Below are 25,972 nucleotides of genomic sequence, written 5' to 3'. Positions count from 1 at the left end.
AAGTTTCTGACACTGTTTAACACTATATAAGTTTATGATTTATAAGGTTAAAGTTGGAAATATACGATATGACAAGCCGTGACGCACTACGCCAATCGGTAGTTATAAAGTAGTAAAAAATGCAGTAAGATTATTTCTTACTGCATTTTTTTATGTCTGAATTATGGCGACTCGTGGAATCAATAAGCTTAGTGCTTTACAAGTTAAAAAAGCTAAACCTGATCCTGACAAGATGTATAAGCTGTCTGATGGGGGAAACCTGTACCTGCGTATTGATCAGAGTGGTAGCAAGTACTGGATATTCAATTACACACGTCCATTTTTAGCCAAACGTAATGATTTATCTTTAGGTACTTATCCTGAAGTTTCACTGGATGATGCTCGCACTATTCGTGATGAATATAAGAAGCTCATTAAGCAGGGCATCGATCCAGCAATGGAGCGGATTGAAACCAAGTCCCAGAAACAGAAAGAAGCAGAAAATACCTTTCGTATTGTTGCTGAAGCATGGCTATATAAACGTGAGCTAGAGCAAAAACAGGATGAAGAGACGATCCGTCGTTTAAAGCACGATGTCTATCCCTATATTGGTGATTTAACCTTTCCACAGCTTACCTTGGAAATTCTTGAGATTAAGGTCTTTAAGCGCATTATTGAACGTGGTGCATTGTCAGTTGCCAAACGCCTAAAATCGGACTTGAACCAGATATTTAAGTCAGCACGTAAAAAGAAGCTGATTCAATACAATCCTATTGAGGATATTGAACTGCCCAAACCACAGGGTGGGAACTTTGCAGCCGTGACAGAGGAGCAGGAACTAGCTCCAATGCTCAATAAAATTTGGAACTACTCCAAACTTTATCCACGTTGTTCACATATCACACAAGTGGCGTTAAAAATCTCCGTGTTGACCTTTCAGCGACCTGGGGAGATACGCAAGCTGAAAAAGGAGTATTTCTATTGTGAAGAAAGATGCTTTAAATTTACAGCTAGTAAAACCAAGCAGCTTCATATTGTACCATTGTCAGATCAGGCCTTTGACTTAATTGATTCAATTATTGATCTGCACCCATACAGTGAATACATTTTCGTGGGTCGGGATGGTAAAACTTTTATTTCTGATAATACGATTAACTCAGCGTTAAAACGCTTGGGCTATGCTGGGAAGCAAACGGCACATGGATTACGTGCAACCGCACGAACCATGTTGGATGAAATATTAGAACAACGTGTAGACTTTATTGAGCATCAATTGGCACATAAAGTAAAAGATAATAATGGTACAGCCTACAATCGAACCAAATTTTTAAACAATCGTCGGGAGATGATGCAGGAGTGGGCGAATTACCTAGAATCATTGCTGGATCAGCAACAGTAAAAAGATGAAAATCCAATGATAAAAAAATAGCCTGTCAAACGACAGGCTATTTAATTTATGCTGCTTTAAGCTCTTTGAGTTCAAGCCATTCAATAATCTGGCTTTCAGCCCATGTGGGCATACTTGCTGTTAAATAGGTAGGTTCAGGAAAATCACCCCGACGAATCATTTTCCAGAAGGTGGATTCTGCAATATTCAATATCCCTTTGGTTGCAGGCTTATAAGATAGCTTTCGTCTGCGACCACCACGATCTACATAGTCCTTGGCAGGGCGTTCAGGGTAGTTGACTAAGTCTTTGACACGATAATGCTGTTCTATCATTTTCCACCTCTAGGATTTTATACACATAAATATTAACAGTATGAAAGTATTGATATTGAACATTGCATACTTTCATATGGCTCATGATAGACAGTGGTATACAGTGATAAAAGAACAGTGCATAATTATAAAAAAACATTACTATTATACATTGTTAACATATTGGAATATAAAAATATGTCTATTATAAAATTTGAAGACTTAAATGAATTGGAACAGGAGTTCATTGATTGTCTGTTTACTTATTATGAATCCAGTTTTTTACAAAATGAGGCATGTGGAAATATAAAAACAGCTGATGAGCCAGAAAAAAGAATCATCGTTGCTGAGTTAAGCGATATACAGCGAAAGGTGCTGAACGAGCGACTACACCTCAATGATTTAATTCTGAAAGAAATAAATGAATTTCATCAACTGATTTTAGGTGAGAATACTGTCATTTCACCTATGCAGATAGTAGTACTATTGGAACAGCTAAATGCATTAAAAGACGAGTTTGATACGCTTTCAAATACAATTCAAAAAAAACGTTATAGTGTCATTTTACAGGCTTATCAGGCTCTGGATGAAAATATTTGCACCCAACGCAATTTAAAGATTTTGAAACGAATGAGAGGTATTCGGGCAGTCAAAGTTCGTAATGATAAGAATGTATACCCACGGCATCAAATTCTGTATCGGGTTTTAAGGGATGAAGCTCATAAAAATGGTCGGTGGGAGAATTTATCACAGGCGGTAAAATCAATTTTGCCAATACTTAGACTTGAATATCAAAAAAATAATCTGGTCTGGATTCAGAATGAAATAGATTCTAAGCTGGCATTGATTGAAGAATTGGAAAAGGGACGACTCATTAATTCCCATAATAAACAGAATGAAAATTATCATGGAAAGGTTTATCAGAATCGTAAATATCAGAACAGGATCGACAAACTTCAGTTAGAAATAAACGAATTAATCATTGCTCAGAAGTCAACTGACCCTGCTTTGCTGCTGGGGAAAAAAATACCCTATAACACCATTTATAATGATGAAAGTATTCTTCACCACTTAAGGGATTGTACTGAACTGTTACAGGATATTCTTATTCAAAAGTGATAAGAAGTACTCATAAAAAACAATCATCAGCTTATTCATTACCAAAAGTATCAGAAGCAATTTGATCAACGGATAGGTGCCTGATTTGCTCTAGCTGAATATTTTTCTGTATTTCCTTTAAAAACTGGAGTTTTAATTTCTGAATTTCACTGGCGTCCTGAAGGGGGCTATTGGTTAATTCATTAATGGTAATTTTACTGTTGATTAATTCATTAATGAGATACTTCTGGATGACTTCATCCTGTTTGCGTACCTGAAGCTGTTTAATATAAAGCATTTTATCAAGGGCTTTGATGCGTTGGTTCAATTCCTCAATAATCATGTCTTTTTCATTTAATTTTTGCTTATAGGGTGGAGGGAGCGTTTGCTTTGCCTCATACGTATTCATCAGGAATTCTAGACACTCTGCCTCAGTTTTAAGTTTGAGCTTTTCAGTCAATGCCTCCATTTTTTTGGCTGTATGTGAGGTTAGATAAAATTGCTTTCTCACATTCGCATGATTTTTCTTGGAATATTTGAAATTTCTGAATCTATTTTTTAGATCGGAAAAATATTTTTCATTGAGTAAAAGTACCCATTGATTCGTTATTTCTGCTACGAGTAATGGGTGGATCATGGTTTCGATGGGCTGAATTTGCAATCGTCCATCAGGAAGCTGAACTATCTGCAGTAGTGCCTGCTCTTTGTTACATTCGTGCTCTAAAAACAAGGATTTTAATGTCTGATCTTTATCAAGCCATTGTTGCAATGTCAGTTGTTTTCTTGCCATTTTGATGTTCTATGATGTTTGAAATTCTAATATGATTATAGATTTTAATTAAGGTGGAATAAACATTTCTAAATACGTTTAGTAAATGTTTATTTGTTTTAAATTTATTTTATAGTAAATATTTGTGCCTATCTAAAAATAATTCTAAAATTTACTAATAGCAATGTTGAATGAATAAAAATGTATGGATGAAATGACAGAAGAGCATAAGCAGCTCATTTTTAATTTTAATGAGTTATCACCACATAGATTAAGTTCCTACGCTAGACTGGTGCTGATTAAATTTATTAGTCTCTTTGGTACACAAAAAACCAACGATTCATTGTTGGAATTGTCTGAAAAGATAGGTGTGCAACATAAAAAATTAAAACTGGTATTGGAGGAGTTATCAGGCTTTGAGATATTGGAGTTTTCATATCCAGAAACAGGTCGGCGGGCAAGAGTTAGAACAATACAGCTGAATTTAGATTATTTAAATCTGCTATTGAGTAAAGTTAATCAACATGAAACATCCCATCATAGGTATGTCCGCCTTAAGAGAGCGATTAAGCAGTTTGACCTTTTAATGCTTATTTTAATCAAATTATCTCAAGTCAGAGTGACCACTAAAAAGTTTGATTTACTACCCGAACAAAAACTGGATTTTAGGGTATTGTTGACATTATCAAACTTGACTCGCTCATGTGATGCTTATGGGGTGATACGTAATATAGGTACAACACAACTGGTTGCTAAAACAGGGTTAAATAAGCAAGCAATATTTGATTCGATCTACTTTTTGAAAAAGATAGGTCTGCTTCGGGTACATGTGCATGGGACGATCAATAACAAATTTATAAAAAATATAACGCCAACCTACGTGTTGAATTTATCTCATACCTTTTGGGGTAATCATGCTCGGTATGGTCGGTTTTATATATTGGAAGCGAGTGAAAGACATCATTTTGAAATAAAAATGATTGCTGATATTTTTACGGTAATTTCTGAGCAGGTGCAGCCGTTGGATTCTGACAACTCACGCGATCTCAATCACCTTACGACATTGGTTCTTAAGGGGCTTGATTCAGATAAAATCAACATTATTTCTGGAACAATGATTGAGCGTATCCAGTCTTCATCACAAGTTCAGGAGACGATTTCTAGTTTCATTAAAGAATGTCTAATTCATTATTTGCAATTACAACAATGCCATCAGGAACAAGGAGATTTGACAGTATTTGCAAAAGTGTTCAAACAAGCATTAATCAATAAAAAGAAGCAACATATCAAGTTGAATGATTTGGATTCAAATTTGACAATGATGCAATGCTATTTTGAATCATGGTGTTGCAGACTGCTTGATCAGCGGGGTTTACGTCAGCATATCTTACAAGGTTCACTGTTATATGGTGTAGATATTTTAAATCGGACTACAATTGAAAAAGATATTTATCCTTTTGTCTTTCAAGAAAAATACCGTTTGGAATTGATTACAAATCCTGACTTAATCAGAAACAGCGATCCAGATGCGGACATCCAAATACAGATTCAGAAGCTAGAGAAACAGGAGCAACGGTTCATCCTAGAATTCTTATTATTTTGTTTGAATTTGATTGCCAAAAATCAGATTTTACCATTTTTAAAAAGTACGCGAAGACTCAGTCATGTAGCAGGCAAGTTTTTTCAAATTATACCAAAAGTCGAGTCGCAGAAAATGTATAGTTGTATCTATGTGCCCGATTCAACACTCACTAAAGATGAGTTTTTTCTGATCGATATCCCTCATCCAATTCGTGGGAAAGAGGAGGAATATTCGAACGAAGACTATTTGCTGAAATTCATTGAACCTAGTGTTGATGACATGAAAAAATATGGATTGCTGGATCAGTTTTATACAGGAGGAACTGAATTGCTGAATAAAAAAGTAGCGTAAGTTTAGCTTCTGTAATATTCCCATAATTTGGTTATTCTCGCTGTATGGCGCAGTGGTGTAATGGTCAGTCTAGACAGGTTTGCTTAACAGGTAATATATATTATTATCTATTAATAATATAAACAATAACTTATATCGTTGATTAAATACAGTGAGTTATTTAGTTAAGTATAGCCCATACTCAAATGGGTTATAGACAATGTATCAATATCAAATCACTAAAAGCATTCTAAATTAACCCTATAGTATGTTCCAAAGTCTCTAAGCATGTTCAGCTAAGCAGGATGACCACAACATCCTGCTTTAGAATCATGATCAGTAAAATTTTACATCTCTCACTTAGATATGAACCTTATGTTTCAGTGAGAACCTAAATGTACCAGAATAATCCATTAGAAAGTGAATCATCCATTCTTATCTCAATCGAAGATTTTATGGTTAGTACATGCCATGAGCAATTTGTTGATGATCATGAAGAATTCAAGCGAGAGCTGTTGGATGCTGTGTGTGCTTTTAAGGTGATTTACAGAGAAGATTTTACTTATTCCAGAATCATTAATGTTTTCAAAAGAGTGATTAATCTCGTAGATTACATTATGGATAAATTGGACTCCCATCTTTATGAAGATATTTTACGATTTGAACTAAACCACATCTTCCATATTCAAGGCATAATTCAACATGAGATGAAAAATACAATACGAGAACAATTCGATTTTCAGCGTCAAGAACAACGTAATCGCTTTAAACTGGAATGCTACCTAAATAAACTGCTTACACACTATGCTAGATTACAGTTTGTTCGAGTAGATATCTCTATTCTTAAAGAATATCAAATCCATTGGGGTATTCAAGACTTTAAGTATGCATTGGATATTCTATGTAATCGTATGTCAAATAAAGATACCTGTTTTAAGCACTTACAAGGTTATGTATGGGCATTAGAGCAGGGTGTAGAAAAAGGCTATCACTGCCATTTATTACTCATCTATGATGGGAATAGTCGTATAGAGGATTCAGGTTTAGCAAAACTGGTGGCTGAGTATTGGAAGCACATCACCAATCAACAGGGTACTCACTACAACTGTAATACCAAAGACAACAAGGAAAAATTTGATAAAAATGGATTGCTTGGGGTTGGAATGATTCATCGTGATCAACCAATACAAGTTACAAATGCGATTCGTGCAGCGATGTACTTGGTCAATCCTGAAAAAGAAGATCAGCGCTTACGGGCTAAAACCTCTCCACAGATGCGGACTTTTGGTACAGGTCAGTTTGAAGTAAAATGGCGCAGAGATATTGAACAAAATGAGTCATTATGATATTAAAAATAGAGAACACGACTATCAGATGTATTCTCTATCTTGTACAGTTTGACATCAAAAAGACAAACTTACATTTCCTTGATCGGTGATTAATTCAGCTTCAAGCACCTGATCACCACGGCATTTCAATAAGTACGATACTGTAGAGCTATAGCTCATTTGCACAGGCATCTTGCTATGAAAGTCAGCGGTGTAATAACCACAACGACCACGATTAATTTTCATGCCTTGTAGAACAAAAGGCTGATTGCTGGTCGATTGAATTTCAAGAATATATTCAATTGCCCCTTGTACATTAAAAGCAGATTGAGATTCTCTAGCACTAATGCGAGCCTTAACATTTAGATCGCTAACTTGTGCAGATTCATTCTCAAGCGGAATGTCAGCAGCTTCCTGAGTGTTGTTTGGATTAAGGTCAGTTTCCATCATGGCTTTCAGCACATCAGGATACTTATTCCATCCACTGATATAAGACTCCGCTTCCTTGACCTCAGCAGGTAAATAGACATGACCATTGTCAATAATCATCTGCATTTCATTGAGTTTAGCTTTAACTGCTTCCTCGGTATAAGGAGCATAGATTGATTGAGTATGCTGAGCAGCATTATTGGTAGGCTCACCTGAAGTATCAGTTTTTGGTGGTTGATTGTTCTGGCTACATGCCATTAACAGGGAACACAAGGCAATGGTGGAAAATAATGATTTCATGATTGCACTCCCTTATAATTTAGGACGAATAACAACAAACCAGACGAATAGTAGAATCAAAATTCCACCAACAATTTTACCGATTACAGGAAACATCACCGCAGGCCACACTAAGCCTTGCCCTAAATTGTAGGTAAATGGCTTATAGTTATACTGCCCCCAGAAATGTTGATAGATGGCAAAAAAGAATCCAATGACCAGATAAGTGCTGATCAGTCCAGCTTTAAGATTAGAATTCATTTACTTCCCCCCCAGTTGCAAATTTTGCCAATGCAATAAAAATTCCCATCACGATCATGAAGCTAATGAAGGGTAGACCCAGTACACAAATCACAGCGATGACGCAGATAATGCCTGCAAGTGTTCTCATGGCTACTCCTTCATACACTGATAGGACACATTGACCATATCCATCTGGAAGGATTCAGTTTGTTGTAAGGTGTAGATATTTTCTTTCAGTCCACCCTCACCATATTTCTTTTCAAGTTTGTCGTAGATGCATGAACAAGTGCTGTCATTAATGCCGCCTGTTTTACAACCACTGATAAACTGGCGTTCGGTTTTGCTGGCACAGCCTGATGCTAGAAGTGCAACTGAGACAACAATGAGTGAAGTTTGAATTTTCATCATTTCCCCTAATTTTTATTGTGTTATTTGATGTGTAATATATTTTGCTGAATTGACTAAAGTGTAGATCTGAAAAAGCTTTCCAAGGCTAGATAGCGTTTAGATCAGTCAAATAAGCAAAAAATTTTGAAAGTTGCTATTGCAACAGAGGAATAGAAAATCGTTTTAGGGAAAATAATATAGATAGAAAGTGCTGAGTCATGGTGACTACTCCTTTTGTATGAAAGAGAGTCTTACCAAATTACTGTCAAATAATGGTGGCAAGACTGGGCGGGTTGACAGACTGATACAAAAGGAAATCAGCGCACGCAAGCGTGCCCCTCCCAGTCTCACCGTAAAGGCGTGACTTAAGAGAACGCACAAAACCATCACAGCGTTGTTGTGCGCCTTTTGTAAACGGTCTGTCAAAACCGACTGACGATGTAGGTCAGCAGTCGAATGATAAAATTAAGGGTGAGTTTAGTCAATCGAGGTTATGAAAATATATAAATAAATCAATAATTTTATTATTTTTAATACACTAGTACTTTTTCAATTTTAAGTAATATAATTCTGGTGTCTAAAATAGTAAATTATCTGAAAATTCAAAAAATTAGGGGGATATATGAATTTTAAATTACTTAAAGTACGACTAGATAGAATTAAAACTCAAAAACATACACTTACTCCAGAAGATATGTTGATGTTAGTTACTCAAGAAAAAGCTGATCTTAATTCGGGGTTTTTCTCTCGCTTATTTAGTGTGACTATTCCACAAAAATGGGAATTTTCTATCAATTCATCTGAGGAAATTGGCGTTGCTTTAGAATTGGTTGAATTGATTGAAACAGTATTTATCCCTCACTATCAGGGGCATGCAAAAAATTATGCTTGGTTAGAGCAATGTATTTTATTCAAACTCAAGCATCAAGCGTCGATGAATATTTCTGAATTAGTCAGTCGGTATTTATCGAAGATTGAAAAAAGTGAACATTTACAGATTAGTCGAGAGATCTTAAAAATTTTATTTGAGCGTGAGCCTAGCAATGCTGTCATTAAAGCACAGGCGATAGTGTACAAACGTAGTCAAATCTATACTAGCGCTATAGAAAAGTTTGAGTACTATTTTGAGCATTGTTCTTATCAAGAAACATTATATTTTGATTATCTTGAATGTTTAATAATGCGGAAGAATGTTATCTATAATCAGGAAAAAGGAGAGTTTGGTGATTTGCAATATGCTGTATATTTACTTTGCTCTATAGACGATGCGAAAGATAGAGCATTACAAGGGAATCTACTCAATCGTGCTATAACAGCCCTTTTACCAGAAGACGTTATTGCAACTCGTCCTGAAGATACGAATTTCTTAGCTGACATGGGACGTGGGCTAAATAGTTTTAGTAAGGGAGTTGGTACATTTTTTGGAGGGCGTGATTCGCAGATTCCATATAGTGAAGGAATTATTGCGAGTGCACCAAAACTTTTGAAAAATAAAAAAATTGTTGAGTGTCTTAACCAAAATCAAAAAGCACAAAAAGAGCTAGAAAAAATATTATCTGATCAAGGGCTAAAGGTGGGTGTGGGCTTAACGGCATCCGCATATTCTTTAGGATTAATTTGGGATTATGCACATATTGATCCATCTGTATTAGATGCATTGAGCTTTGCATCAAAAGGAAATCCTGAAAACTTAAATACTTTACAAGACATTTCAGCGAATACACTAGATAGTGCAGGAGCAGTGACTCGTTTAACTGGTTATGTTGCTGAACAACAGGTTGCACTGAATTTACAACAACAAGGACATACAGTTGAATTTCCCGATAGCGCAAACCAAGCTGGTTATGATTTGATTGTTGATGGCACACCGATGCAAGTTAAGTGCTCAATGGATGCTGATTATGTATTAAGTCATTTTGATAAGTATCCAGATATTCCAGTGATTGTGAACAGTGAACTTGCAGAGCAGCTAGGTAATCATCCGATGGTGTTAGTGGATACCACTTTAAGCTATGAAGCTGTTCAGGAAACTACTGGTGTAGGACTAGAGCAAGTTTCAGATTTTGCGGATGTAGGAGATATGCTACCAATCCCACTATTAACGATTGGTTTAGCGGCATATCGTAATTATGGTGATTTTAATTCAGGTAAAGTGGATGGCGAGCAATACTTAAAAAATGTTGGCAAAGAAACTGCTGCAATTGCTGGAGGTGCAATGACAGGGTCAATGCTACTCGGCGCATTAGCAGGTCTTGCTACAGGTGGTGTTGGAGTCATTGTTGCGAGTGGTATTGGTGCATATATGGGAGGGGTTGCTGGTTCTACAGGTGCAAATAGTATGAATCGAGAAGCCTTGTGTAATCAGAGAGATATCGTAGTGAAATTACTCATTGAATTCGCAGCGTGGTTCAATGAAAATTTATTGGTTCATCGAACAAATGTGCTATTCAAACAGCTACAAAGTTTTGAAACTCATATGTTGAATAATGCTGATCGTATTATTACTTTTAGTACTTTATTGATCTATCAACATGAAGCTTATATGCGTGCCTATCATCTGAACCAATGGATATTACATAAGTTGCAAAAAGGTAATGAAATGGAAAAGGTTCAAGCTGGTTGGGTGGCTATTGATGAGTCAAGTAATTTTATATCAGTTGATCTACAGCCAAAAATTAATGAAATTAATCGTCAATTAGAGATTTATAGGGAACTTGCCAAACCTGATTCAGCACAGCCTAATCGTACTCATCAGCTTAAACCTGCTTGAGTGTTGGAATAATATTGATAGTTGTATTTGAAATAAAAAATTGGAGAGATTATTTACTAATTGAATTAGTAAATTAAAAGTTATTCCAAATAATTTCAGACACATAATATCCTAATGAGAATCATGAAACTCTTTTGAGTTCTTCATGAAAATATGAAAACAAAGTCTGCCATCGAGCAGGCTTTTTTTATGCACAAAATTTAAGGAGTCGAGCTATGAGCTTGAGCTGTCCCTTTTGCCATTCAACGAATGTGATATTGGTTGAAGCAAGTACACAACAATCAAATACGACCTTAACCAATTTGGTCACACCGACCACATTGGGTGCATTGGGAACCACGGTCGCAAAGTCTTTCAATCTGCCACCGATTGTCGGTGGAATAGCAGGAACGGTACTCGGCAGTGTGTTGAATTCATTTACCGAACAAAGCACACCACCACAGCAGAATTTATGCTTCTGCCACAACTGCTACCAAAAGTTTCCAGCGCACCTTTTGCATTAAAGATCGTTAGTAACCACACAAATTCAAATTTCATTTTCAAATTAAAAGGAATAAAACTATGGCACATCAACTTGAACAAATGGCGTATGTCGGAGAAACCCCTTGGCACGGACTAGGGAATCAACTGACACAAAACCAACCGATTGAAGTCTGGGCACAGCAGGCAGGTATGGATTGGCGGATTGAATCTTCTAATGTCAGTTATATGGCGCAGAATGACCGTGGGCAAAGCATCATCATGCCTTATGAAGAACAACGAGTTTTATATCGCTCTGATACCCATGCTCCACTGTCAGTCGTCAGTCAACGCTTTCAGGAAGTGCAACCGAGAGAGATTTTAGAATTCTATCGTGACCTCACCGAGCAATCAGGTTTTGAACTTGAAACCGCAGGTGTACTCAAAGGTGGCAAGAAATTCTGGGCACTAGCACGTACAGGGCAAACATCCATGTTGAAGGGCAAAGATGTCAGTAATGGCTATATGCTCTTGGCAACAGCATGTGACGGAACCCTTGCCACCACCGCACAATTTACCTCGATCCGAGTAGTGTGCAACAATACTTTAGCGATTGCCTTAAAAGGACAGAACAGCAGTGCAGGTGTGGTCAAAGTTCCACACAGTACTAAATTTGATGCTGATAAGGTCAAACAGCAACTCGGTATTTCAGTACGTGCATGGGATGAACACATGTATGAAATGAAGCAACTGACACAACGTAAAGTGAGTCAGATGGAAGCATCCGCTTACTTTGATGCCGTGTTCAATAACAGCACAATGAACAACGTGGTGGATCAGGAGGACAACATCATCCAGTTCTACCGTGATGTAGCCTTACAAGCCCAAGCCAATGGCAAGGACAAAGCTGAACCAAATGCCAAATCGATGAGTCGAGCTATGGAAATGTTTAATGGTCAAGGACGAGGTGCGGAGCTAAGTTCAGCCAAAGGAACAGCCTATGGATTACTGTGTTCAATCACAGAATTTATAGACCACGAACGTCGTGCCATGAGTACCGATCACCGGCTTGATTCAGCTTGGTTTGGTGCTGGCGCATCGATCAAACAACGAGGATTGGAACAGGCACTTAACATGCTTGCATAGTGCGGAATATACATTTTTCAATCATGGAAAGTTAGACCTAACTAAGCATTTTTAAATGGAATTTCGAATTTTAAAAATTATTAAAACCATAGCTTCGGCTGTGGTTTTTTTATGCCCATTTTTTGTGATCCCCATCATTTTACATAGCAAAATAATCAGGACTTCAATATGAATACCGCAATTTTAAATCCATCTATGCAACAGGCAAGTACCCCATTTATTGCCCCAAAATTATTCACAGCCAAACGCTTGGTCAATACAAAGAATATGACTCAAGCAGAATGGCTTGAAGTCAGACGCCAAGGTATTGGCAGTAGTGACTGTGCCGCAGCCTGTGGACTTAATCCCTATATGTCGATGCTAGAACTGTGGATGATCAAGACAGGTCGAGTTAAACAATCCATTGAAGATGAAAGCACAGGTCATGCCCCTTTATATTGGGGTAAACAACTTGAACCTTTGGTCGCTGAATACTACAGCATGCATACCAACAACAAAGTTCGTCGTATCAATGCCGTACTACAACATCCTGATGAGGATAAGCATTTTATGCTGGCTAACTTAGATTACTCGGTGGTAGGTAGTGAGGAAGTACAGATTTTAGAATGCAAAACCGCAGGGGAATATGGAGCAAAGTTATGGCGAGATGGTGTGCCTTTATACGTATTGTGTCAGGTGCAACATCAACTCGCTGTAACAGGCAAAAAGGCAGCGCATATTTGTGTGCTGATCTGTGGTCATGAAACTCGTATCTATAAAGTGGCACGCAGTGAATCAGTCATTCAACATATTGTGAATGCAGAGCGATACTTTTGGGAGTGTGTGGAAAATGACACGCCACCTTCAGTCGATGCCAGTGAATCGGCAGCTAAAGCCATTCAGCAACTCTATCCTCAACATATTCCACTCAGTGTCGAAGATCTCAGTCAAAATGAACAAGCCAATCAGTTGTTTGCTCAACTGATTCAAGAAAAGCATCATATTGAAAAACACCAAAACAGCTTTGATGAAACTAAGCATCAAATTCAGATGTTAATGAAAGATGCTGAACGAGCAACTTTTGCCAATGGTTCAGTGACGTGGAAACGATCTAAAGACTCCATTGCTTTAGATAATAAGGCTGTATTGAAAATGCATCCTGAACTAATCAATGAGTTTCCACAAAACAAGGTGGGGACACGACGTTTTCAAATCTATAGCAATGATGACTGACCCGATCAAAACCATGCATCTATATCGCTAACTATATATGCATGAAATATCCATTCTTCCCAAAAGCGCAAAAAAACCACCCCCGATCTACCGACTCCCGAAGGAGCGGTAGACCAACAATGGCGGTTTTTGCGAAGTCGTAGCTTTTCATATTTCTGTTTACTTACATAGCAAGGGGTAATCAGTAAAATTTTACTTATAGGACAAACAACATGATCAAAGGTTTAGCGATTACACCGCCAATACTCGGCAGAATTAGTATCGGTAAAGTGGTCGAAAAGAATGGTAAACGTCTGCCTGAAAAAGATGATCAATTTACGATTACTAGCCAAATTCAGAATAAGGATGGCTGGGTGAAACACCCACTGGATGAGCAGCTAAGAGCCAAGGCACAAAACCAGAAACTCAGAACCATTCCTGTCCGGATGATTTTTAATGATCCTGAACTCAACTTGCGAGCTGAGTACACTCTATTCGACCGACAAACTGGTCGGCCCATCTGTACTGGTAATGGTGAAACCTGTCAGCGACTTGGACAAAACGGGGTTGAACAGCATCCATGTCCATCACCTGATTTATGCCCCTTGGCCCAAGGTGGACACTGCAAGCCTTATGGGCGGCTTTACGTCAATCTAGATGAGTCGGATGAGTTGGGTACATTCATTTTTAGGACTACAGGTTTCAATAGCATTCGTACCTTAGCTGCACGGCTTCGTTATTACCATGCGGCTTCAGGTGATTTACTTTCATGTTTGCCATTGCAACTGACCTTACGAGGAAAAAGCACAACGCAAAGTTACCGTACCCCAATTTATTACGTGGACTTAACCTTACGTGATGGAATCAATCTACAAGAAGCCATTACTTCAGCCAAACAGATCGATGGACAAAGCAAGACAGCAGGGTTTTATCAGGAGGCTTTAGATCATGTGGCAAGGCTAGGTTATGGTAATGCCAGATTTGAGGTAGGAGGTGAGGAGGGACTGGATATTGTTGAGGAGTTTTATATCAATGAACCAAAACCAGAGCAGGGTCAGCAGCTTAGTGATTTAACTCATGTTCAAGACATTCAGAAAGGGTTGCAGCATTCTGTGCAGGCTCTCAATTGAAATGGACCTAGTTAGAAAAGAGTACTTGTACTCTTTTTTTTGCAGATTTTGGACTGTAGATAAGAAAATACTCACTCCTAGAATTTTTGAGAGATGGATTTACTTTAATAACGCTTTTTAGTATTTTGGTAGCAAATCAGAAGTATGTTCATGACTATGCGTTCAAGTAGGTTTTCTAAGCTTATACTCGCATTTGTCCTGTTTTTGTTTACCATAACAATTACGGGAGTTCATGCGTGGGCGCCTGTTCTACTTGAAAATATTGAACATCAGCATGAGTTGAGTATCATTGTAGAGGATGATGCTTCTAGTCATTGGTCTTTACAGCACTCAGATGATTCTCTAAAAAGTTCTGCTGATCATGATGCAGAAGCACATACGTGGAAGAATTTTGATGAGCCGATCTATCATCATTCAGTAAAGCCAATTTCTTCTGATAGTGATTTCAGCATAGATCCAATCTTTATTCTTAGTTTCGCACTTCCACTAGTTTTATTCTTTTTCCAGCTTTTTGAAAAGCCCGTTTATCGAGTCTTTTTAAAGCGGCGATCCCCTCTAGTATTTAGTAATTCTTATACTTTCTCTAAAGATTTAATCGTCCTACGTAATTGATCTTTCTATACAAAAAATAGTTTTTAATTTTTTTGTATAGGTAAAGTCATGTCTAAAAAATATCAGATATTTCTTACCTGTGGATTTGTAGCAACAGCAGCAAATGTATTCGCAGAAACGAATTATGCAGAACTACAAAAGCAGGTAATCGCAAATGATGCTGTACTCAATAGCTTACAGCAGTCCGAGCAAGCTTATGAAATCAATCAAAAGTTTGCTGGCAGATTAATTAATCCGACTTTCAATATGGAGTTGGATAATCTCGGTAATTCAAAATTGAAAGATTTGGATGGCCCAACAACCTTGCTGGGGCTATCACAAGAGATCCCCCTCAGTAATAAACTTTCCTTGAGAAAACAGATTGCGAGTTTTCAAGGTGATCGTAATCAGTTCGAAATAGCAAAGCGTCAGGCTGAACTCAAAGCAGATTTAAGAATCTGTATGGCGAACTGGTATGTAGCTACTCAGCGTGCTGAAATTTATTCTTCTGAGAGTAAATTGAATGCCAGACAAGCTAACGTTCTTTCCGAACGTCTTAAGTACGGGCGAGTAATTCCTTCCGATGCTCAACTAAGCATAGCACTTTCATCTGAGTCGAAATTGCGCCATCAAAATGAAGTGAAGAAGATTCAGTTCCAGAAAAATCTATGTTCTAAGTTCACTTCCAACCTGCCCAGTAGTGCATTGGAGGTTCCGCTAAGCTTTAATTTCACAGACAAAATAAGTTTGTCTGAGCAAGAAGCAACTTTAAGTTCAAAGCTGAAAAAAGCTCAGTTTGAGTTGGCTCGTAAAGAAGCAATACCAGATATTACTTTGGGAGTAGGGGTTAGAAACTACCAAGAAACCAATGACAAAGTCTTTCAGGTTTCGACATCAATACCCCTCAATATTTTTAGTCGAAATAAAGGCAATATTGCGATCGCTCAAGCAGAGCATACGAAAGCAGAAACACAGTCGGTGCTTGTGAATCGTAATTCTAAAATTGAATTGGAAAACAAGGCTATTGAGGTTTCCAACTTGATTGATGCGATTAAGCAATATGATCAAACGGTTTTGCCCGCAACAAATGAGAGTCTCCGAATTGCTGAAATGGGATACCAAGCAGGGAAAAACTCTTTACTTGAATTCAATAATATTAAGCAAATTTGGTTAGACAAACATCTTGCTCGATTCGATATGTGGTTGGCTTTGCAAACTGAAATTGCAGATGTCGAACGTAACTACATTACTCATTTAGATCAAGAATAAGGGCAAGAATATGAATAAACAAACCAATACATTGATTGCAACTGGTGTCGTTGCCTTACTTATCGTCTTATGTGCAATTGCTTGGTATAAATCGGGCAATAAAACACAAGCGAGCGCACATGGTGAGGTCGCCGAAGAAAAAGTAGCTGTGGCTGGAGATGAGAAAGGGCCTCACGGTGGTCGTTTATATCGAGATGGAGATTTCTCTGCTGAGGTCAAGATATTTGAGGAAGGAGTGGAACCACACCTCCGTGTTTATGGGTATTTGAAAGATAAACTACTTAAACCTGAAGACTTAACAGCAAATATCTACATCAAACGTTTGGATGCCGAGCAAAATATTCAATTTCAACCTGAGAGTGATTACTTAATTGGGAATGAAATTGTTTACGAGCCACATTCCTTTTTAATGATGATAAACGTTGATTATCAAGGGAAAAAGCATACTTGGAAATGGGATACGAAGGAAGGCCGTGTCACCATGTTGGACAGTAGTATTAAGAGCAGTGGATTAGAGCTTTTAAAAGTTGAATCAAAGATGTTTGAAAATGCTTTGGAGTTAAAAGGCGAACTGAAGTTTCCTGATAATTTTGAAAGCTTTATTACGCCTAAAGCCAGTGGGACATTGATCAAAACTTACCGTAATCTAGGTGATAAGGTGAGTCAGGGAGACTTACTTGCTGTAGTTCAAAGCCAAGATGTAATTCGTTTGAATGCCGATCGTAAAGTTGCTTTGGACAGCCTACAGTTTGCTCGTCAAAAAATGGAACAGGAACGAGCGCTATGGCAAAAGCGTGTATCACCTGAAATTGATTATATTTCAGCAAAACGAGACTTTGACGCAGCACAAACTCGTGCAAATGAGTTGAATAACTTAATCAACTCTTATGGTGGTTCTAGTAATGGTACTGTTGAAGTTCGTGCTGCAATGTCTGGAACAATATTAGAAGTCCTTGGTGCTGTTGGATCAAATGTAAGTTCTTCAACACCTATTTTTAAAATCGCAAATACTTCTCAACTTTTAGCAGTTGTTAATGTTCCCGCTGACAGGCTAAATGCTATAAATCCTAACAATAAGGTTAAAGTTAAACCTCAAAGCCCTGTGGATACAGAAGAAGCTTTAGGACGAATTAAATATATCAGTGATGTCATTGATCCAAAGACACGTACAGCACAGGTCTTTATTGAAGTACCAAACCAGTTTAAGTGGCGCTCAGGACAGTTAATCACGGCCCAAATTTTTGAAAATCAAAGTTTGAAGCCGATGGTTGTGCGTGAAGATGCTCTACAGAGCTTCCGTGATTGGGATGTTGTATTCATTCGTGTTGGCAATGATTTTGAAGCTAGGCCTCTGGAGCTTGGTGAAAAGTACAATGGGTATGTGGAAGTTAAATCTGGATTACGCGTAGGACAGGTTTATGCCGCTGGAAATTCATATCTTTTAAAAGCAGAGCTAGGGAAATCTGGCGCTACTCATGACCACTAAGGGGAGTAGCGACTATGTTTGACCAGATTGTTAAGCTCTCGATTAAGAATCGTTGGCTTGTACTTATCGTATTTTTATTTGTTGGTGCATTAGGGGTTTATAACTATTTCAAGTTACCGATTGATGCAGTCCCTGATATTACGAATGTACAAGTCCAGATTAATAGTGAAGCTCAAGGACTCTCTCCAATGGAGATGGAGTCTCAAGTGACCTATCCCATTGAAACTGCTTTGGCAGGTATTCCAAATTTAGACTATACACGCTCCGTATCTCGATATGGTCTATCTCAAGTAACGGCAATTTTCAAAGAAGGGACGGATATTTATTTTGCCCGACAATTAGTCAATGAGAAGCTACAAGGAGTGACACCAAATCTTCCCGTTGGAATTGCAACTTCTATGGGGCCTGTTTCTACAGGACTTGGCGAAATCTTCATGTATACCGTTGAAAATGCCAAGAACAATCCTAATCCACTTTCACCAACGGAATTACGCACCTTACAAGACTGGGTGATTAAACCTCAGCTTCGAAATGTAGAGGGTGTTAATGAAATCAATACCATTGGTGGTTATCTCAAACAATTTGTAGTTCAACCTGATTATGCTTATTTACGTAGCATAGGGCTGGATCAGAAGACAATTTTAGAGGCTATCTCTAAGAACAGCATGAATAAAGGCTCGGGGTATATTGAGAAAAATGGTGAACAGTATTTAATTCGTTCTGATTCTCAAATTAACTCGATTGAGCAAGTCCAGAATATCCCGATTACGACGAGCAATGGTTATATCCTCAGATTGAAAGATGTTGCCAAAATATCTATTGGTCACGAATTACGTACAGGTGCTGCAACTAAAGATGGGCAAGAAATTGTACTGGGTACAGCATTCATGCTTATTGGTGAGAACTCACGAAATGTTGCTCACGCTGTTGATCAAAAGCTACAACAGGTTCAAAAATCATTACCAGAAGGTGTGGAAGCAAAAGCTGTCTATAACCGTACAACTTTGGTTGATGCAACGATACAGACGGTGAAAAAGAATCTTTTAGAAGGTGCGATTCTGGTAATCGTTGTTCTGTTTGTATTTCTTGGTCACTTCCGTGCTGCGCTGATTACCGCTTTGGTCATTCCTTTATCCATGCTGATGACAATCACAGGTATGGTGAACCAGAAAATTAGTGCAAACCTTATGAGTCTTGGGGCACTAGATTTCGGGATTATTGTAGATGGTGCTGTTGTAATTGTTGAGGCCTCCTTAGCAAAGTTGGCAATTAAACAAAAAGAGCTTGGGCGAGTTTTAACAAGGCAAGAACGCTTTACGACTGTGTTTGAGGCGACTAAAGAATCCCGCAAAGCGATTCTCTATGGTCAATTGATCATTATCTTGGTGTATCTACCTGTAATGACTCTGACTGGTGTTGAAGGAAAGATGTTTACACCAATGGCTGCAACAGTGGTTATGGCTTTAGTGGCAGCAATGATTCTTTCAATTACGTTTGTCCCTGCAATGGTGGCATTGGTCACTACTGGTGAAATTAAAGAAGAAGAGTCAAAAATCGTCCATGGCATCAAAAGATTTTATAACCCAATTCTAGATTGGTCTTTAAATCACAGATATTTGCTAATCGCTTTTGTCTCTATTTTCTTTGTTTTTAGTGCAAGTCTTTCGACTCGTTTAGGCTCAGAGTTTATACCTTCCTTGGATGAGGGAGATGTAGCACTACATGCCTTGCGTATCCCTGGTACGTCGTTGACTCAAGCAATTGAAATGCAATACACGTTAGAAAAAGAGATTAAGAAAATTCCAGAAGTTCAGACTATTTTTGCCAAAGTGGGGACTGCTGAAATTGCGACTGATCCTGTTCCACCTAACGTAGCAGATAACTTTGTCATGCTGAAACCTCGTAGTCAGTGGCCTAATCCTGATAAGGAAAAGTCTGCGGTTGTTGCTGAAATTGAACGCGTATCTAAAGGCGTATATGGAAACAATTATGAGTTTACACAGCCGATTCAAATGCGTTTTAACGAACTTATTTCAGGTGTCCGAACAGATGTTGCCGTAAAAATTTATGGTGATGATTTAGAGCAGTTGCTTGAATCAGCAAACGCTGCCGCTAAGATTTTAGAGGGAGTCAAAGGTACTGCTGATCTTAAAGTCGAACAGATGTCTGGTTTACCCATGGTTTCTGTTGAGCTGAAAAAAGACATGATTGCCAACTATGGGCTTGATGCAGAGGATGTACAAAAACAGGTTTCTAGCCTAATCACAGGTGAGACAGTAGGTAAGGTGTTTGAAGGAGATCGAAAGTTCGACATTGTGGTACGTATGGATCAAAACTCGGTAACAGATCTAGAAAAGCTGTATCAGATTCCTGTGAGCTTAGCTGATGGTTCGAGTGTTCTTTTATCAGAATTGATCGAGTTAAAAAACGTTCAAGGACCAAACCAGATTTCTCGCGAAAATGGTAAACGGCGTATCGTCATTACAGCAAATGTTCGTGGAACTGATATTGGTAGTTACATTTCAGAAGCACAATCTAAGCTGAATGCTGATTTTAAATTACCAGATGGTTATTGGCTGACTTGGGGCGGTACGTTTGAGCAAATGGAATCTGCTTCAAATCGTCTTATGGTTGTAGTACCGATTGCTTTAATTCTGATCTTTGCCATGATCTATATGGCTTTAGGTAATGTTAGAAACAGTATCTTGGTATTCACAGGTGTGCCATTTGCACTAACAGGTGGTGTGATTGCTTTAGCACTACGTGATATTCCATTCTCAATTTCTGCGGCTGTGGGTTTCATTGCCTTATCGGGTGTTGCTGTGCTGAATGGTTTGGTTCTTGTTTCAGCCATTCAGCGACTTAGAGTTCAAGGTGAAAGTGTCATTGATGCAGTGAAACATGGTGCAATGGAAAGACTCCGTCCCGTGTTGATTACAGCTTTAGTCGCTTCATTAGGTTTTATTCCGATGGCCTTAAACGTAGGCATTGGCTCTGAAGTTCAGCGCCCAATTGCAACTGTTGTTATTGGTGGGATTATTTCATCAACCTTACTGACTTTGATTATTTTGCCAACCTTATATGTGTGGTTTAACCAAGGTAGGTCAAGAAAATCAAACGAAGCTGCTAAACAGGTTGTTTAGGGGCATCTTTAATGACAAATATATTGCGAGATAAACAAAACAAATTTGTGATGATGTTGCTAGTCTGCATGATCAGTCTCGCTTTATGTTTGCACTTTAAAGAGCATGTAACTGAAAATGAATTTCAGAGACACGTTTCAATTGATGCAATTAACTCTCACCATCATGAGATAAGCCAACAACATTCACATAGTCACCAAGATAATTACTATGAACATTTTGTTGGCTATGACGTACTTAAATCGGCCGCTTTAGCTCATCTCTTAAAAGGGATTTCGATTTTAGATTGGTCAAAAGAATATGTTTATCTGATGGTGAGTCGTATTTTTAAACCGCCCAAAAAGTTAATGGATTTTCAATTCATTTTAAATTTTGGAGTTTGATATACATGCAAATTATTGCTTCACACATTGTGAAATTAAGTGCTTACATAAAGCTATTACTTGCTTTATTCATTACATTGGTAAGCCCTACACTTTTTGCTCATGGAGTAGCGGAAGGTGATAAGGGCTATATTCAAGAAATTTATGGCATTCATGTGATTCCATTCATCTATTTGGGTGCGAAGCATATGGTCACTGGATATGACCATTTACTATTTCTTGTTGGCATTATCTTCTTCTTATACCGAATGAAAGATATCGGCTTGTACGTCAGCCTATTTGCACTTGGGCATTCGATTACGATGCTGGTGGGTGTTTATTACAATATCTCGATAAACGCCTACATCATTGATGCAATCATTGGTTTTTCGATTGTTTATAAGGCTCTAGATAACTTGGGGGCTTATCAGCGTTGGTTTGGTTTTCAACCAAACACGAAAATCGCGACTTTAATTTTTGGTCTGATTCATGGTTTTGGACTCGCAGTAAAAATTCAGGAATATGAAGTTCCGAGTGATGGACTGTTGGCAAATTTAATCTCATTCAATATTGGGGTTGAATTAGGCCAGTTTATGGCTCTGTGCATCATCTTGTTATTAATGACGTTTTGGAGAAAGACACCTTATTTCTTTAAAACAGCTTATCAAAGCAATGTCTTCCTCATGTTCCTCGGTTTTTTACTTGTTGGCTATCAACTTACTGGCTTCATTACTCAATAAGGATCTAAATTATGTATAACGCTGAAATTCCAAAAGATATCGAATTACCTTCATCAAAAAAGTTAATTAAATCAACAGCAATTGCTGCCGTAAGTGCCGTTATTGTGCTAGTTACCTGTGTCATGCCTGCGGAGTATGCAATTGATCCGACAGGTATGGGTAAAGTGCTTGGTTTAACGAAAATGGGAGAAATCAAACAATCACTAACTGAAGAGTCAGAAAATGGTATCAATGCTGCACAGGCAGTGAATAGTGTTGAACAAATATCAGTAGAAACTTCGACTCAAACGGCAACTGATAATGCTCAAATGATTATGCCTGCTATTAATAAAGAGAGCATTAGTATTGAGCTTAAACCGGGCCAAGCAACCGAAGTGAAACTGACGATGCCACAAAGTGCAAGTGTCAACTTTGACTGGAAAGCTGTTGGAGGTGGTCTTAATTATGATACCCATGGTGATCCAGTGAACGCTCCTAAAGGGTTCTATCATGGCTATGGAAAAGGAAAGAATGAAACAACTCAGCAGGGTGTCTTAAAGGCAGCTTTTGATGGCAAGCATGGTTGGTTCTGGCGTAACCGTACGGAAAATCCAGTGACTGTAACTCTACTTGTAGAAGGGCAGTTTAGTGAAATGAAGAAAGTCTTTTAAGTTTTGATCAATCTCCTTGGAATAATATTCCAAGGAGATTCAATTGCTAAAGAAGTCAGGTTCTAAAAGGAATCCATAAGATGCTAGAAGTACTAAAAAACACAACATATCGGCATTTGTTTTTGGCCCAAGTAATAGCGCTAATCGGAACGGGGTTAATCACAATCGCCCTAGCTTTACAGGCGTACGATATTGCAAAGGGGGAAGCAGCCCAAGTTCTTGGTATTGCATTGGCAATTAAGATGATTGCTTATATCGGTGTAGCGCCTATAGCATCTGCATTTGCTGAGCGATTACCAAGAAAAAAAGTATTGGTTGGGCTAGATGTTATTCGAGCATTAACAGCATTGTGTCTACCGTTTGTGACACAAATTTGGCAAATTTATATTCTCATTTTTATTTTGCAATCTGCTTCTGCTGCATTTACACCAACATTTCAGGCAATGATTCCAGATGTTTTACCTGAAGAAAAAGACTATACCAATGCGCTATCATTATCACGATTGGCCTATGATTTAGAAAATATTATTAGTCCGATGCTCGCGGCATTTTTATTAACTTTGATGAGTTATCACAACTTATTTTTGGGAACGGTATTAGGTTTTATCGGTTCTGCTTTGTTTGTGGTAAGTGCGAAATTACCAGTTGCCAAAGTACCTGCGTTTAGAGGTGTTTATAGCCGTATTAAGCAGGGAGCTAAAATTTATTTTAATACGCCTAGACTTAAAGCATTGCTTGCTCTCAATTTAGCAATTGCGTCAGCAAGCGCTGTAGTGATTGTAAATACCGTGGTATTGGTTCAATCGACATTTAAGCTAACTGAAAATGCGACTACTTGGGCTTTTGGTTTATTTGGATTTGGTTCAATGCTTTCGGCTTTCATTTTGCCTAAGATATTGGATAAGTTCCCAGATCGATCAGTGATGTTGACGGGAACAACAATTCTTGTAATTGGGCTGTTAAGTGGTTATTTCATTACATCTTATAATGGTTTGCTTGTACTTTGGTTTGTGCTTGGTATTGGATATTCTGTTTCACAAACACCTACAGGCCGTTTGATTCGAAAATCTGCATCGAGTGAGAGTAGGACCTCTCTATTCGCAGCGCAATTTGCGTTTTCACATGCTTGCTGGTTAGTGACTTATCCCTTGGTTGGATGGCTCACTACTAACATAGGAACATTACAAACTTTTATACCGATGGCAGTGATTGCAACGATTTCTTTATTACTTGCAATGCGTTTGTGGCCATCACAGGATGAGGCTCTTTTACCCCACAGTCATGATGATTTACCTCCAGATCATGAGCATTTGCAGCAGCATCGAATCAATGGAGTACACGTCCATGAATATATTATTGATGACTATCATGAAAAGTGGCCTAAATAACTCTTTTTCGACTAATGACTTAGAAAGATTCCGTTTGTTTGTTGTACAATTATAAGCTTATTTTATTGTTCAATAAAAAAAGGGGAACAACATGAAAAAACTAATCTTGGTATGTTTAATGGGGCTTGCGGTAACAAATGCTTTTGCTCATTCAGGTGGTACTGATTCTTCAGGCTGCCACACGAATAGCAAGACAGGGGATCGTCACTGCCATTAATAATAAAAATGAGTAGAACATTTTGTTCTACTCATTTTGAATAACGATCTAATAATAATAAGTACTGTTTCATTTCTTCTTCATCAAAATTTTGATCCCCTTTCAATACATGTTCTCTTAAATGTTGTTCAAGAAGTTGCTGCATTAACCCATTAACAGCACCTTTAATTGCTGCAACTTGTTGTAATACTTCAAGACAAGAGCTTTCAGGTGTTAATAATGACTTTTCAACAGAAGTAACCTGTCCTTGAATCCGCTTGATGCGATTAAGTATTTTTTTATCTTGATGCAAATGAGACATGATTTTTCCTAAAAAAAATATATACTGGGGGGAGTATCTTGGAAAGATAAAATTTATGCAACTTCATAGTAACTTAGATCGTCGTCATTCTCATCAATTCGATGAAGGAAATCCTTTAGCACAAAAGAAAATACTGATTGCGACAATTCTTACAGCAATCATGATGGTACTAGAGATATTGGGGGGATGGATTTTTAATTCGATGGCCTTACTCGCAGATGGCTGGCATATGAGTTCACATATGGTTGCTCTCGGCTTAGCTTATTTCGCATATCGAATGGCCCGACATTATGCTCATGATCAGCGATTTAGTTTTGGTACTTGGAAAATTGAGATTCTAGCAGGGTACAGTAGTGCTATTTTACTTATGGTTGTAGCACTTTTAATGGGTATTCAATCTATCGATCGATTAATGAATCCCGTGAATATTCATTACAATGAGGCAATACCAATTGCAATTGTTGGTTTATTGGTAAACTTGGTTTGTGCATGGTTATTACATGACGGAGGCCACCACCATCACCACGAGCATGATCATCACCATGAACACGACCACCACCACGATCATCATGACTTAAATCAAAAGGCGGCGTTTCTGCATGTAGTAGCTGATGCGGTTACTTCTGTATTGGCAATTGTTGCATTGTTTGCGGGGAAATATTTTGGTTGGAGTTTCTTAGATGCACTATTAGGTGTAGTTGGAGCTATTCTTGTCGCTAAATGGTCATGGGGATTATTAAATGAGACAGGAAAGACACTACTCGATGCAGAAATGTCTCACCCTGTGGTTGATGAAATCAAAGAGGTTATAGAGGAATTTCCTCAAGTTAATATTACTGATTTACATGTTTGGAAAGTTGGTAGAGGCAAGTTTTCTTGCATCTTGGCTTTAGAGAGTACAGGTGTAGATTTAACACCAGATGTAGTGAAACAGGCACTCTCTATCCATGAAGAAATTGTGCATGCAAGTGTTGAAATACATTTTATTTGAATTATTGAATGGTT

General features: G+C 38.0%; 26 protein-coding genes. 19 read left to right on the top strand and 7 right to left on the bottom strand.

Annotation, left to right across the window (positions count from 1 at the left end):
• Positions 1-163 precede the first annotated feature (163 nt).
• The gene (locus R5R67_RS16525) at positions 164-1,378 is read left to right on the top strand and encodes a tyrosine-type recombinase/integrase (RefSeq protein WP_000235462.1); all 1,215 of its coding nucleotides are present in this window, start codon (positions 164-166) and stop codon (positions 1,376-1,378) included.
• A gap of 55 nt (positions 1,379-1,433) precedes the next feature.
• Here the strand turns inward: R5R67_RS16525 and R5R67_RS16520 are convergent, their stop codons facing one another.
• Positions 1,434-1,700 (bottom strand): helix-turn-helix transcriptional regulator, encoded by a 267-nt coding sequence (locus R5R67_RS16520; RefSeq protein ID WP_000572501.1) that lies wholly within the window; start codon positions 1,698-1,700, stop codon positions 1,434-1,436.
• Positions 1,701-1,877: 177 nt separating this feature from the next.
• On the opposite strand from R5R67_RS16520, the gene R5R67_RS16515 reads away from it, so the two are divergent.
• Complete coding sequence (locus R5R67_RS16515; protein WP_000022452.1) at positions 1,878-2,798, top strand: hypothetical protein; 921 nt, start codon at positions 1,878-1,880, stop codon at positions 2,796-2,798.
• Between the two features lie 31 nt (positions 2,799-2,829).
• Here the strand turns inward: R5R67_RS16515 and R5R67_RS16510 are convergent, their stop codons facing one another.
• Entirely contained in the window at positions 2,830-3,567 is a 738-nt protein-coding gene (locus tag R5R67_RS16510; RefSeq protein WP_000101621.1) for a hypothetical protein, read from the bottom strand.
• A gap of 184 nt (positions 3,568-3,751) precedes the next feature.
• On the opposite strand from R5R67_RS16510, the gene R5R67_RS16505 reads away from it, so the two are divergent.
• Both R5R67_RS16505 and R5R67_RS16500 read left to right on the top strand, forming a co-directional pair.
• A complete protein-coding gene (locus tag R5R67_RS16505) occupies positions 3,752-5,479 on the top strand; it encodes a hypothetical protein (protein WP_000344079.1) in 1,728 nt (575 codons plus the stop codon).
• Positions 5,480-5,853: 374 nt separating this feature from the next.
• Entirely contained in the window at positions 5,854-6,804 is a 951-nt protein-coding gene (locus tag R5R67_RS16500) for an inovirus-type Gp2 protein (protein ID WP_000284561.1), read from the top strand.
• A 57-nt stretch (positions 6,805-6,861) separates the two neighbouring features.
• Here the strand turns inward: R5R67_RS16500 and R5R67_RS16495 are convergent, their stop codons facing one another.
• Genes R5R67_RS16495 through R5R67_RS16480 form a run of 4 tightly spaced genes read right to left on the bottom strand, consistent with a single transcriptional unit; the run spans position 6,862 to position 8,142 of the window.
• Complete coding sequence (locus R5R67_RS16495; RefSeq protein ID WP_000838342.1) at positions 6,862-7,515, bottom strand: hypothetical protein; 654 nt, start codon at positions 7,513-7,515, stop codon at positions 6,862-6,864.
• 12 nt (positions 7,516-7,527) lie between these two features.
• Positions 7,528-7,755 carry a hypothetical protein gene (locus tag R5R67_RS16490; protein ID WP_001087629.1) on the bottom strand — a complete coding sequence of 76 codons (228 nt, stop codon included), beginning with the start codon at positions 7,753-7,755 and terminating at the stop codon, positions 7,528-7,530.
• On the bottom strand, positions 7,745-7,885 hold the full coding sequence (locus R5R67_RS16485) for a hypothetical protein (RefSeq protein WP_001259410.1): 141 nt from the start codon (positions 7,883-7,885) through the stop codon (positions 7,745-7,747). The genes R5R67_RS16490 and R5R67_RS16485 overlap by 11 nt, the downstream gene beginning before the upstream one ends.
• A 2-nt stretch (positions 7,886-7,887) precedes the next feature.
• Positions 7,888-8,142 (bottom strand): hypothetical protein, encoded by a 255-nt coding sequence (locus R5R67_RS16480; protein WP_000701730.1) that lies wholly within the window; start codon positions 8,140-8,142, stop codon positions 7,888-7,890.
• A gap of 604 nt (positions 8,143-8,746) precedes the next feature.
• Here R5R67_RS16480 and R5R67_RS16475 point away from each other — a divergent pair.
• The 14 genes from R5R67_RS16475 (at position 8,747) to R5R67_RS16410 (ending at position 24,666) form a co-directional block, all read left to right on the top strand.
• A complete protein-coding gene (locus R5R67_RS16475) occupies positions 8,747-10,894 on the top strand; it encodes a glycine zipper family protein (protein WP_001009680.1) in 2,148 nt (715 codons plus the stop codon).
• Positions 10,895-11,109: 215 nt separating this feature from the next.
• Entirely contained in the window at positions 11,110-11,397 is a 288-nt protein-coding gene (locus R5R67_RS16470; protein ID WP_000058781.1) for a hypothetical protein, read from the top strand.
• Between the two features lie 58 nt (positions 11,398-11,455).
• Positions 11,456-12,499, top strand: a complete 1,044-nt coding sequence (locus R5R67_RS16465; RefSeq protein ID WP_000951122.1) for a DUF932 domain-containing protein — start codon at positions 11,456-11,458, stop codon at positions 12,497-12,499.
• A gap of 168 nt (positions 12,500-12,667) precedes the next feature.
• Positions 12,668-13,711 carry a YqaJ viral recombinase family protein gene (locus tag R5R67_RS16460; RefSeq protein WP_001090272.1) on the top strand — a complete coding sequence of 348 codons (1,044 nt, stop codon included), beginning with the start codon at positions 12,668-12,670 and terminating at the stop codon, positions 13,709-13,711.
• A 212-nt stretch (positions 13,712-13,923) separates the two neighbouring features.
• A complete protein-coding gene (locus R5R67_RS16455) occupies positions 13,924-14,820 on the top strand; it encodes a hypothetical protein (RefSeq protein ID WP_000589670.1) in 897 nt (298 codons plus the stop codon).
• A gap of 156 nt (positions 14,821-14,976) precedes the next feature.
• The gene (locus R5R67_RS16450) at positions 14,977-15,432 is read left to right on the top strand and encodes a hypothetical protein (protein WP_002086797.1); all 456 of its coding nucleotides are present in this window, start codon (positions 14,977-14,979) and stop codon (positions 15,430-15,432) included.
• A 48-nt stretch (positions 15,433-15,480) separates the two neighbouring features.
• Positions 15,481-16,680 (top strand): TolC family protein, encoded by a 1,200-nt coding sequence (locus R5R67_RS16445; RefSeq protein WP_000039774.1) that lies wholly within the window; start codon positions 15,481-15,483, stop codon positions 16,678-16,680.
• Between the two features lie 10 nt (positions 16,681-16,690).
• A complete protein-coding gene (locus R5R67_RS16440) occupies positions 16,691-18,166 on the top strand; it encodes an efflux RND transporter periplasmic adaptor subunit (RefSeq protein ID WP_001041870.1) in 1,476 nt (491 codons plus the stop codon).
• 14 nt (positions 18,167-18,180) lie between these two features.
• Positions 18,181-21,309: an efflux RND transporter permease subunit gene (locus R5R67_RS16435; RefSeq protein WP_000460236.1), complete on the top strand. Its 3,129-nt coding sequence runs from the start codon at positions 18,181-18,183 to the stop codon at positions 21,307-21,309.
• An 11-nt stretch (positions 21,310-21,320) separates the two neighbouring features.
• On the top strand, positions 21,321-21,692 hold the full coding sequence (locus R5R67_RS16430; RefSeq protein WP_000181823.1) for a hypothetical protein: 372 nt from the start codon (positions 21,321-21,323) through the stop codon (positions 21,690-21,692).
• A gap of 5 nt (positions 21,693-21,697) precedes the next feature.
• Positions 21,698-22,411 carry a HupE/UreJ family protein gene (locus R5R67_RS16425; RefSeq protein ID WP_001165581.1) on the top strand — a complete coding sequence of 238 codons (714 nt, stop codon included), beginning with the start codon at positions 21,698-21,700 and terminating at the stop codon, positions 22,409-22,411.
• 11 nt (positions 22,412-22,422) lie between these two features.
• Positions 22,423-23,061, top strand: coding sequence for a hypothetical protein (locus tag R5R67_RS16420; protein ID WP_000282061.1), 639 nt, complete (start codon positions 22,423-22,425; stop codon positions 23,059-23,061).
• Positions 23,062-23,141: 80 nt separating this feature from the next.
• Positions 23,142-24,449 (top strand): MFS transporter, encoded by a 1,308-nt coding sequence (locus tag R5R67_RS16415; RefSeq protein ID WP_000895211.1) that lies wholly within the window; start codon positions 23,142-23,144, stop codon positions 24,447-24,449.
• Positions 24,450-24,540: 91 nt separating this feature from the next.
• Positions 24,541-24,666: a YHYH domain-containing protein gene (locus tag R5R67_RS16410; protein WP_000733641.1), complete on the top strand. Its 126-nt coding sequence runs from the start codon at positions 24,541-24,543 to the stop codon at positions 24,664-24,666.
• Between the two features lie 31 nt (positions 24,667-24,697).
• Here R5R67_RS16410 and R5R67_RS16405 read toward each other — a convergent pair whose 3' ends face one another.
• Complete coding sequence (locus tag R5R67_RS16405) at positions 24,698-24,967, bottom strand: metal/formaldehyde-sensitive transcriptional repressor (protein WP_000018740.1); 270 nt, start codon at positions 24,965-24,967, stop codon at positions 24,698-24,700.
• Positions 24,968-25,022: 55 nt separating this feature from the next.
• On the opposite strand from R5R67_RS16405, the gene dmeF reads away from it, so the two are divergent.
• Entirely contained in the window at positions 25,023-25,958 is a 936-nt protein-coding gene (gene dmeF, locus R5R67_RS16400; RefSeq protein WP_001175951.1) for a CDF family Co(II)/Ni(II) efflux transporter DmeF, read from the top strand.
• Positions 25,959-25,972 lie beyond the last annotated feature (14 nt).

The sequence above is a fragment of the Acinetobacter sp. OYA S30 genome, assembly GCF_033599315.1.
Classification (GTDB): domain Bacteria; phylum Pseudomonadota; class Gammaproteobacteria; order Pseudomonadales; family Moraxellaceae; genus Acinetobacter; species Acinetobacter baumannii.
The sequence above is the reverse complement of the archived record's forward strand: the minus strand, read 5'-3'. Positions and strand labels throughout refer to the sequence as shown.

What these genes read in the sequence shown, in the direction of transcription:
- R5R67_RS16525 (WP_000235462.1), top strand. Translation starts at nt 164, where the DNA reads ATGGCGACTCGTGGAATCAATAAGCTTAGTGCTTTACAAGTTAAAAAA.
- R5R67_RS16520 (WP_000572501.1), bottom strand. Translation starts at nt 1,700, where the DNA reads ATGATAGAACAGCATTATCGTGTCAAAGACTTAGTCAACTACCCTGAA.
- R5R67_RS16515 (WP_000022452.1), top strand. Translation starts at nt 1,878, where the DNA reads ATGTCTATTATAAAATTTGAAGACTTAAATGAATTGGAACAGGAGTTC.
- R5R67_RS16510 (WP_000101621.1), bottom strand. Translation starts at nt 3,567, where the DNA reads ATGGCAAGAAAACAACTGACATTGCAACAATGGCTTGATAAAGATCAG.
- R5R67_RS16505 (WP_000344079.1), top strand. Translation starts at nt 3,752, where the DNA reads ATGGATGAAATGACAGAAGAGCATAAGCAGCTCATTTTTAATTTTAAT.
- R5R67_RS16500 (WP_000284561.1), top strand. Translation starts at nt 5,854, where the DNA reads ATGTACCAGAATAATCCATTAGAAAGTGAATCATCCATTCTTATCTCA.
- R5R67_RS16495 (WP_000838342.1), bottom strand. Translation starts at nt 7,515, where the DNA reads ATGAAATCATTATTTTCCACCATTGCCTTGTGTTCCCTGTTAATGGCA.
- R5R67_RS16490 (WP_001087629.1), bottom strand. Translation starts at nt 7,755, where the DNA reads ATGAATTCTAATCTTAAAGCTGGACTGATCAGCACTTATCTGGTCATT.
- R5R67_RS16485 (WP_001259410.1), bottom strand. Translation starts at nt 7,885, where the DNA reads ATGAGAACACTTGCAGGCATTATCTGCGTCATCGCTGTGATTTGTGTA.
- R5R67_RS16480 (WP_000701730.1), bottom strand. Translation starts at nt 8,142, where the DNA reads ATGAAAATTCAAACTTCACTCATTGTTGTCTCAGTTGCACTTCTAGCA.
- R5R67_RS16475 (WP_001009680.1), top strand. Translation starts at nt 8,747, where the DNA reads ATGAATTTTAAATTACTTAAAGTACGACTAGATAGAATTAAAACTCAA.
- R5R67_RS16470 (WP_000058781.1), top strand. Translation starts at nt 11,110, where the DNA reads ATGAGCTTGAGCTGTCCCTTTTGCCATTCAACGAATGTGATATTGGTT.
- R5R67_RS16465 (WP_000951122.1), top strand. Translation starts at nt 11,456, where the DNA reads ATGGCACATCAACTTGAACAAATGGCGTATGTCGGAGAAACCCCTTGG.
- R5R67_RS16460 (WP_001090272.1), top strand. Translation starts at nt 12,668, where the DNA reads ATGAATACCGCAATTTTAAATCCATCTATGCAACAGGCAAGTACCCCA.
- R5R67_RS16455 (WP_000589670.1), top strand. Translation starts at nt 13,924, where the DNA reads ATGATCAAAGGTTTAGCGATTACACCGCCAATACTCGGCAGAATTAGT.
- R5R67_RS16450 (WP_002086797.1), top strand. Translation starts at nt 14,977, where the DNA reads ATGCGTTCAAGTAGGTTTTCTAAGCTTATACTCGCATTTGTCCTGTTT.
- R5R67_RS16445 (WP_000039774.1), top strand. Translation starts at nt 15,481, where the DNA reads ATGTCTAAAAAATATCAGATATTTCTTACCTGTGGATTTGTAGCAACA.
- R5R67_RS16440 (WP_001041870.1), top strand. Translation starts at nt 16,691, where the DNA reads ATGAATAAACAAACCAATACATTGATTGCAACTGGTGTCGTTGCCTTA.
- R5R67_RS16435 (WP_000460236.1), top strand. Translation starts at nt 18,181, where the DNA reads ATGTTTGACCAGATTGTTAAGCTCTCGATTAAGAATCGTTGGCTTGTA.
- R5R67_RS16430 (WP_000181823.1), top strand. Translation starts at nt 21,321, where the DNA reads ATGACAAATATATTGCGAGATAAACAAAACAAATTTGTGATGATGTTG.
- R5R67_RS16425 (WP_001165581.1), top strand. Translation starts at nt 21,698, where the DNA reads ATGCAAATTATTGCTTCACACATTGTGAAATTAAGTGCTTACATAAAG.
- R5R67_RS16420 (WP_000282061.1), top strand. Translation starts at nt 22,423, where the DNA reads ATGTATAACGCTGAAATTCCAAAAGATATCGAATTACCTTCATCAAAA.
- R5R67_RS16415 (WP_000895211.1), top strand. Translation starts at nt 23,142, where the DNA reads ATGCTAGAAGTACTAAAAAACACAACATATCGGCATTTGTTTTTGGCC.
- R5R67_RS16410 (WP_000733641.1), top strand. Translation starts at nt 24,541, where the DNA reads ATGAAAAAACTAATCTTGGTATGTTTAATGGGGCTTGCGGTAACAAAT.
- R5R67_RS16405 (WP_000018740.1), bottom strand. Translation starts at nt 24,967, where the DNA reads ATGTCTCATTTGCATCAAGATAAAAAAATACTTAATCGCATCAAGCGG.
- dmeF (WP_001175951.1), top strand. Translation starts at nt 25,023, where the DNA reads ATGCAACTTCATAGTAACTTAGATCGTCGTCATTCTCATCAATTCGAT.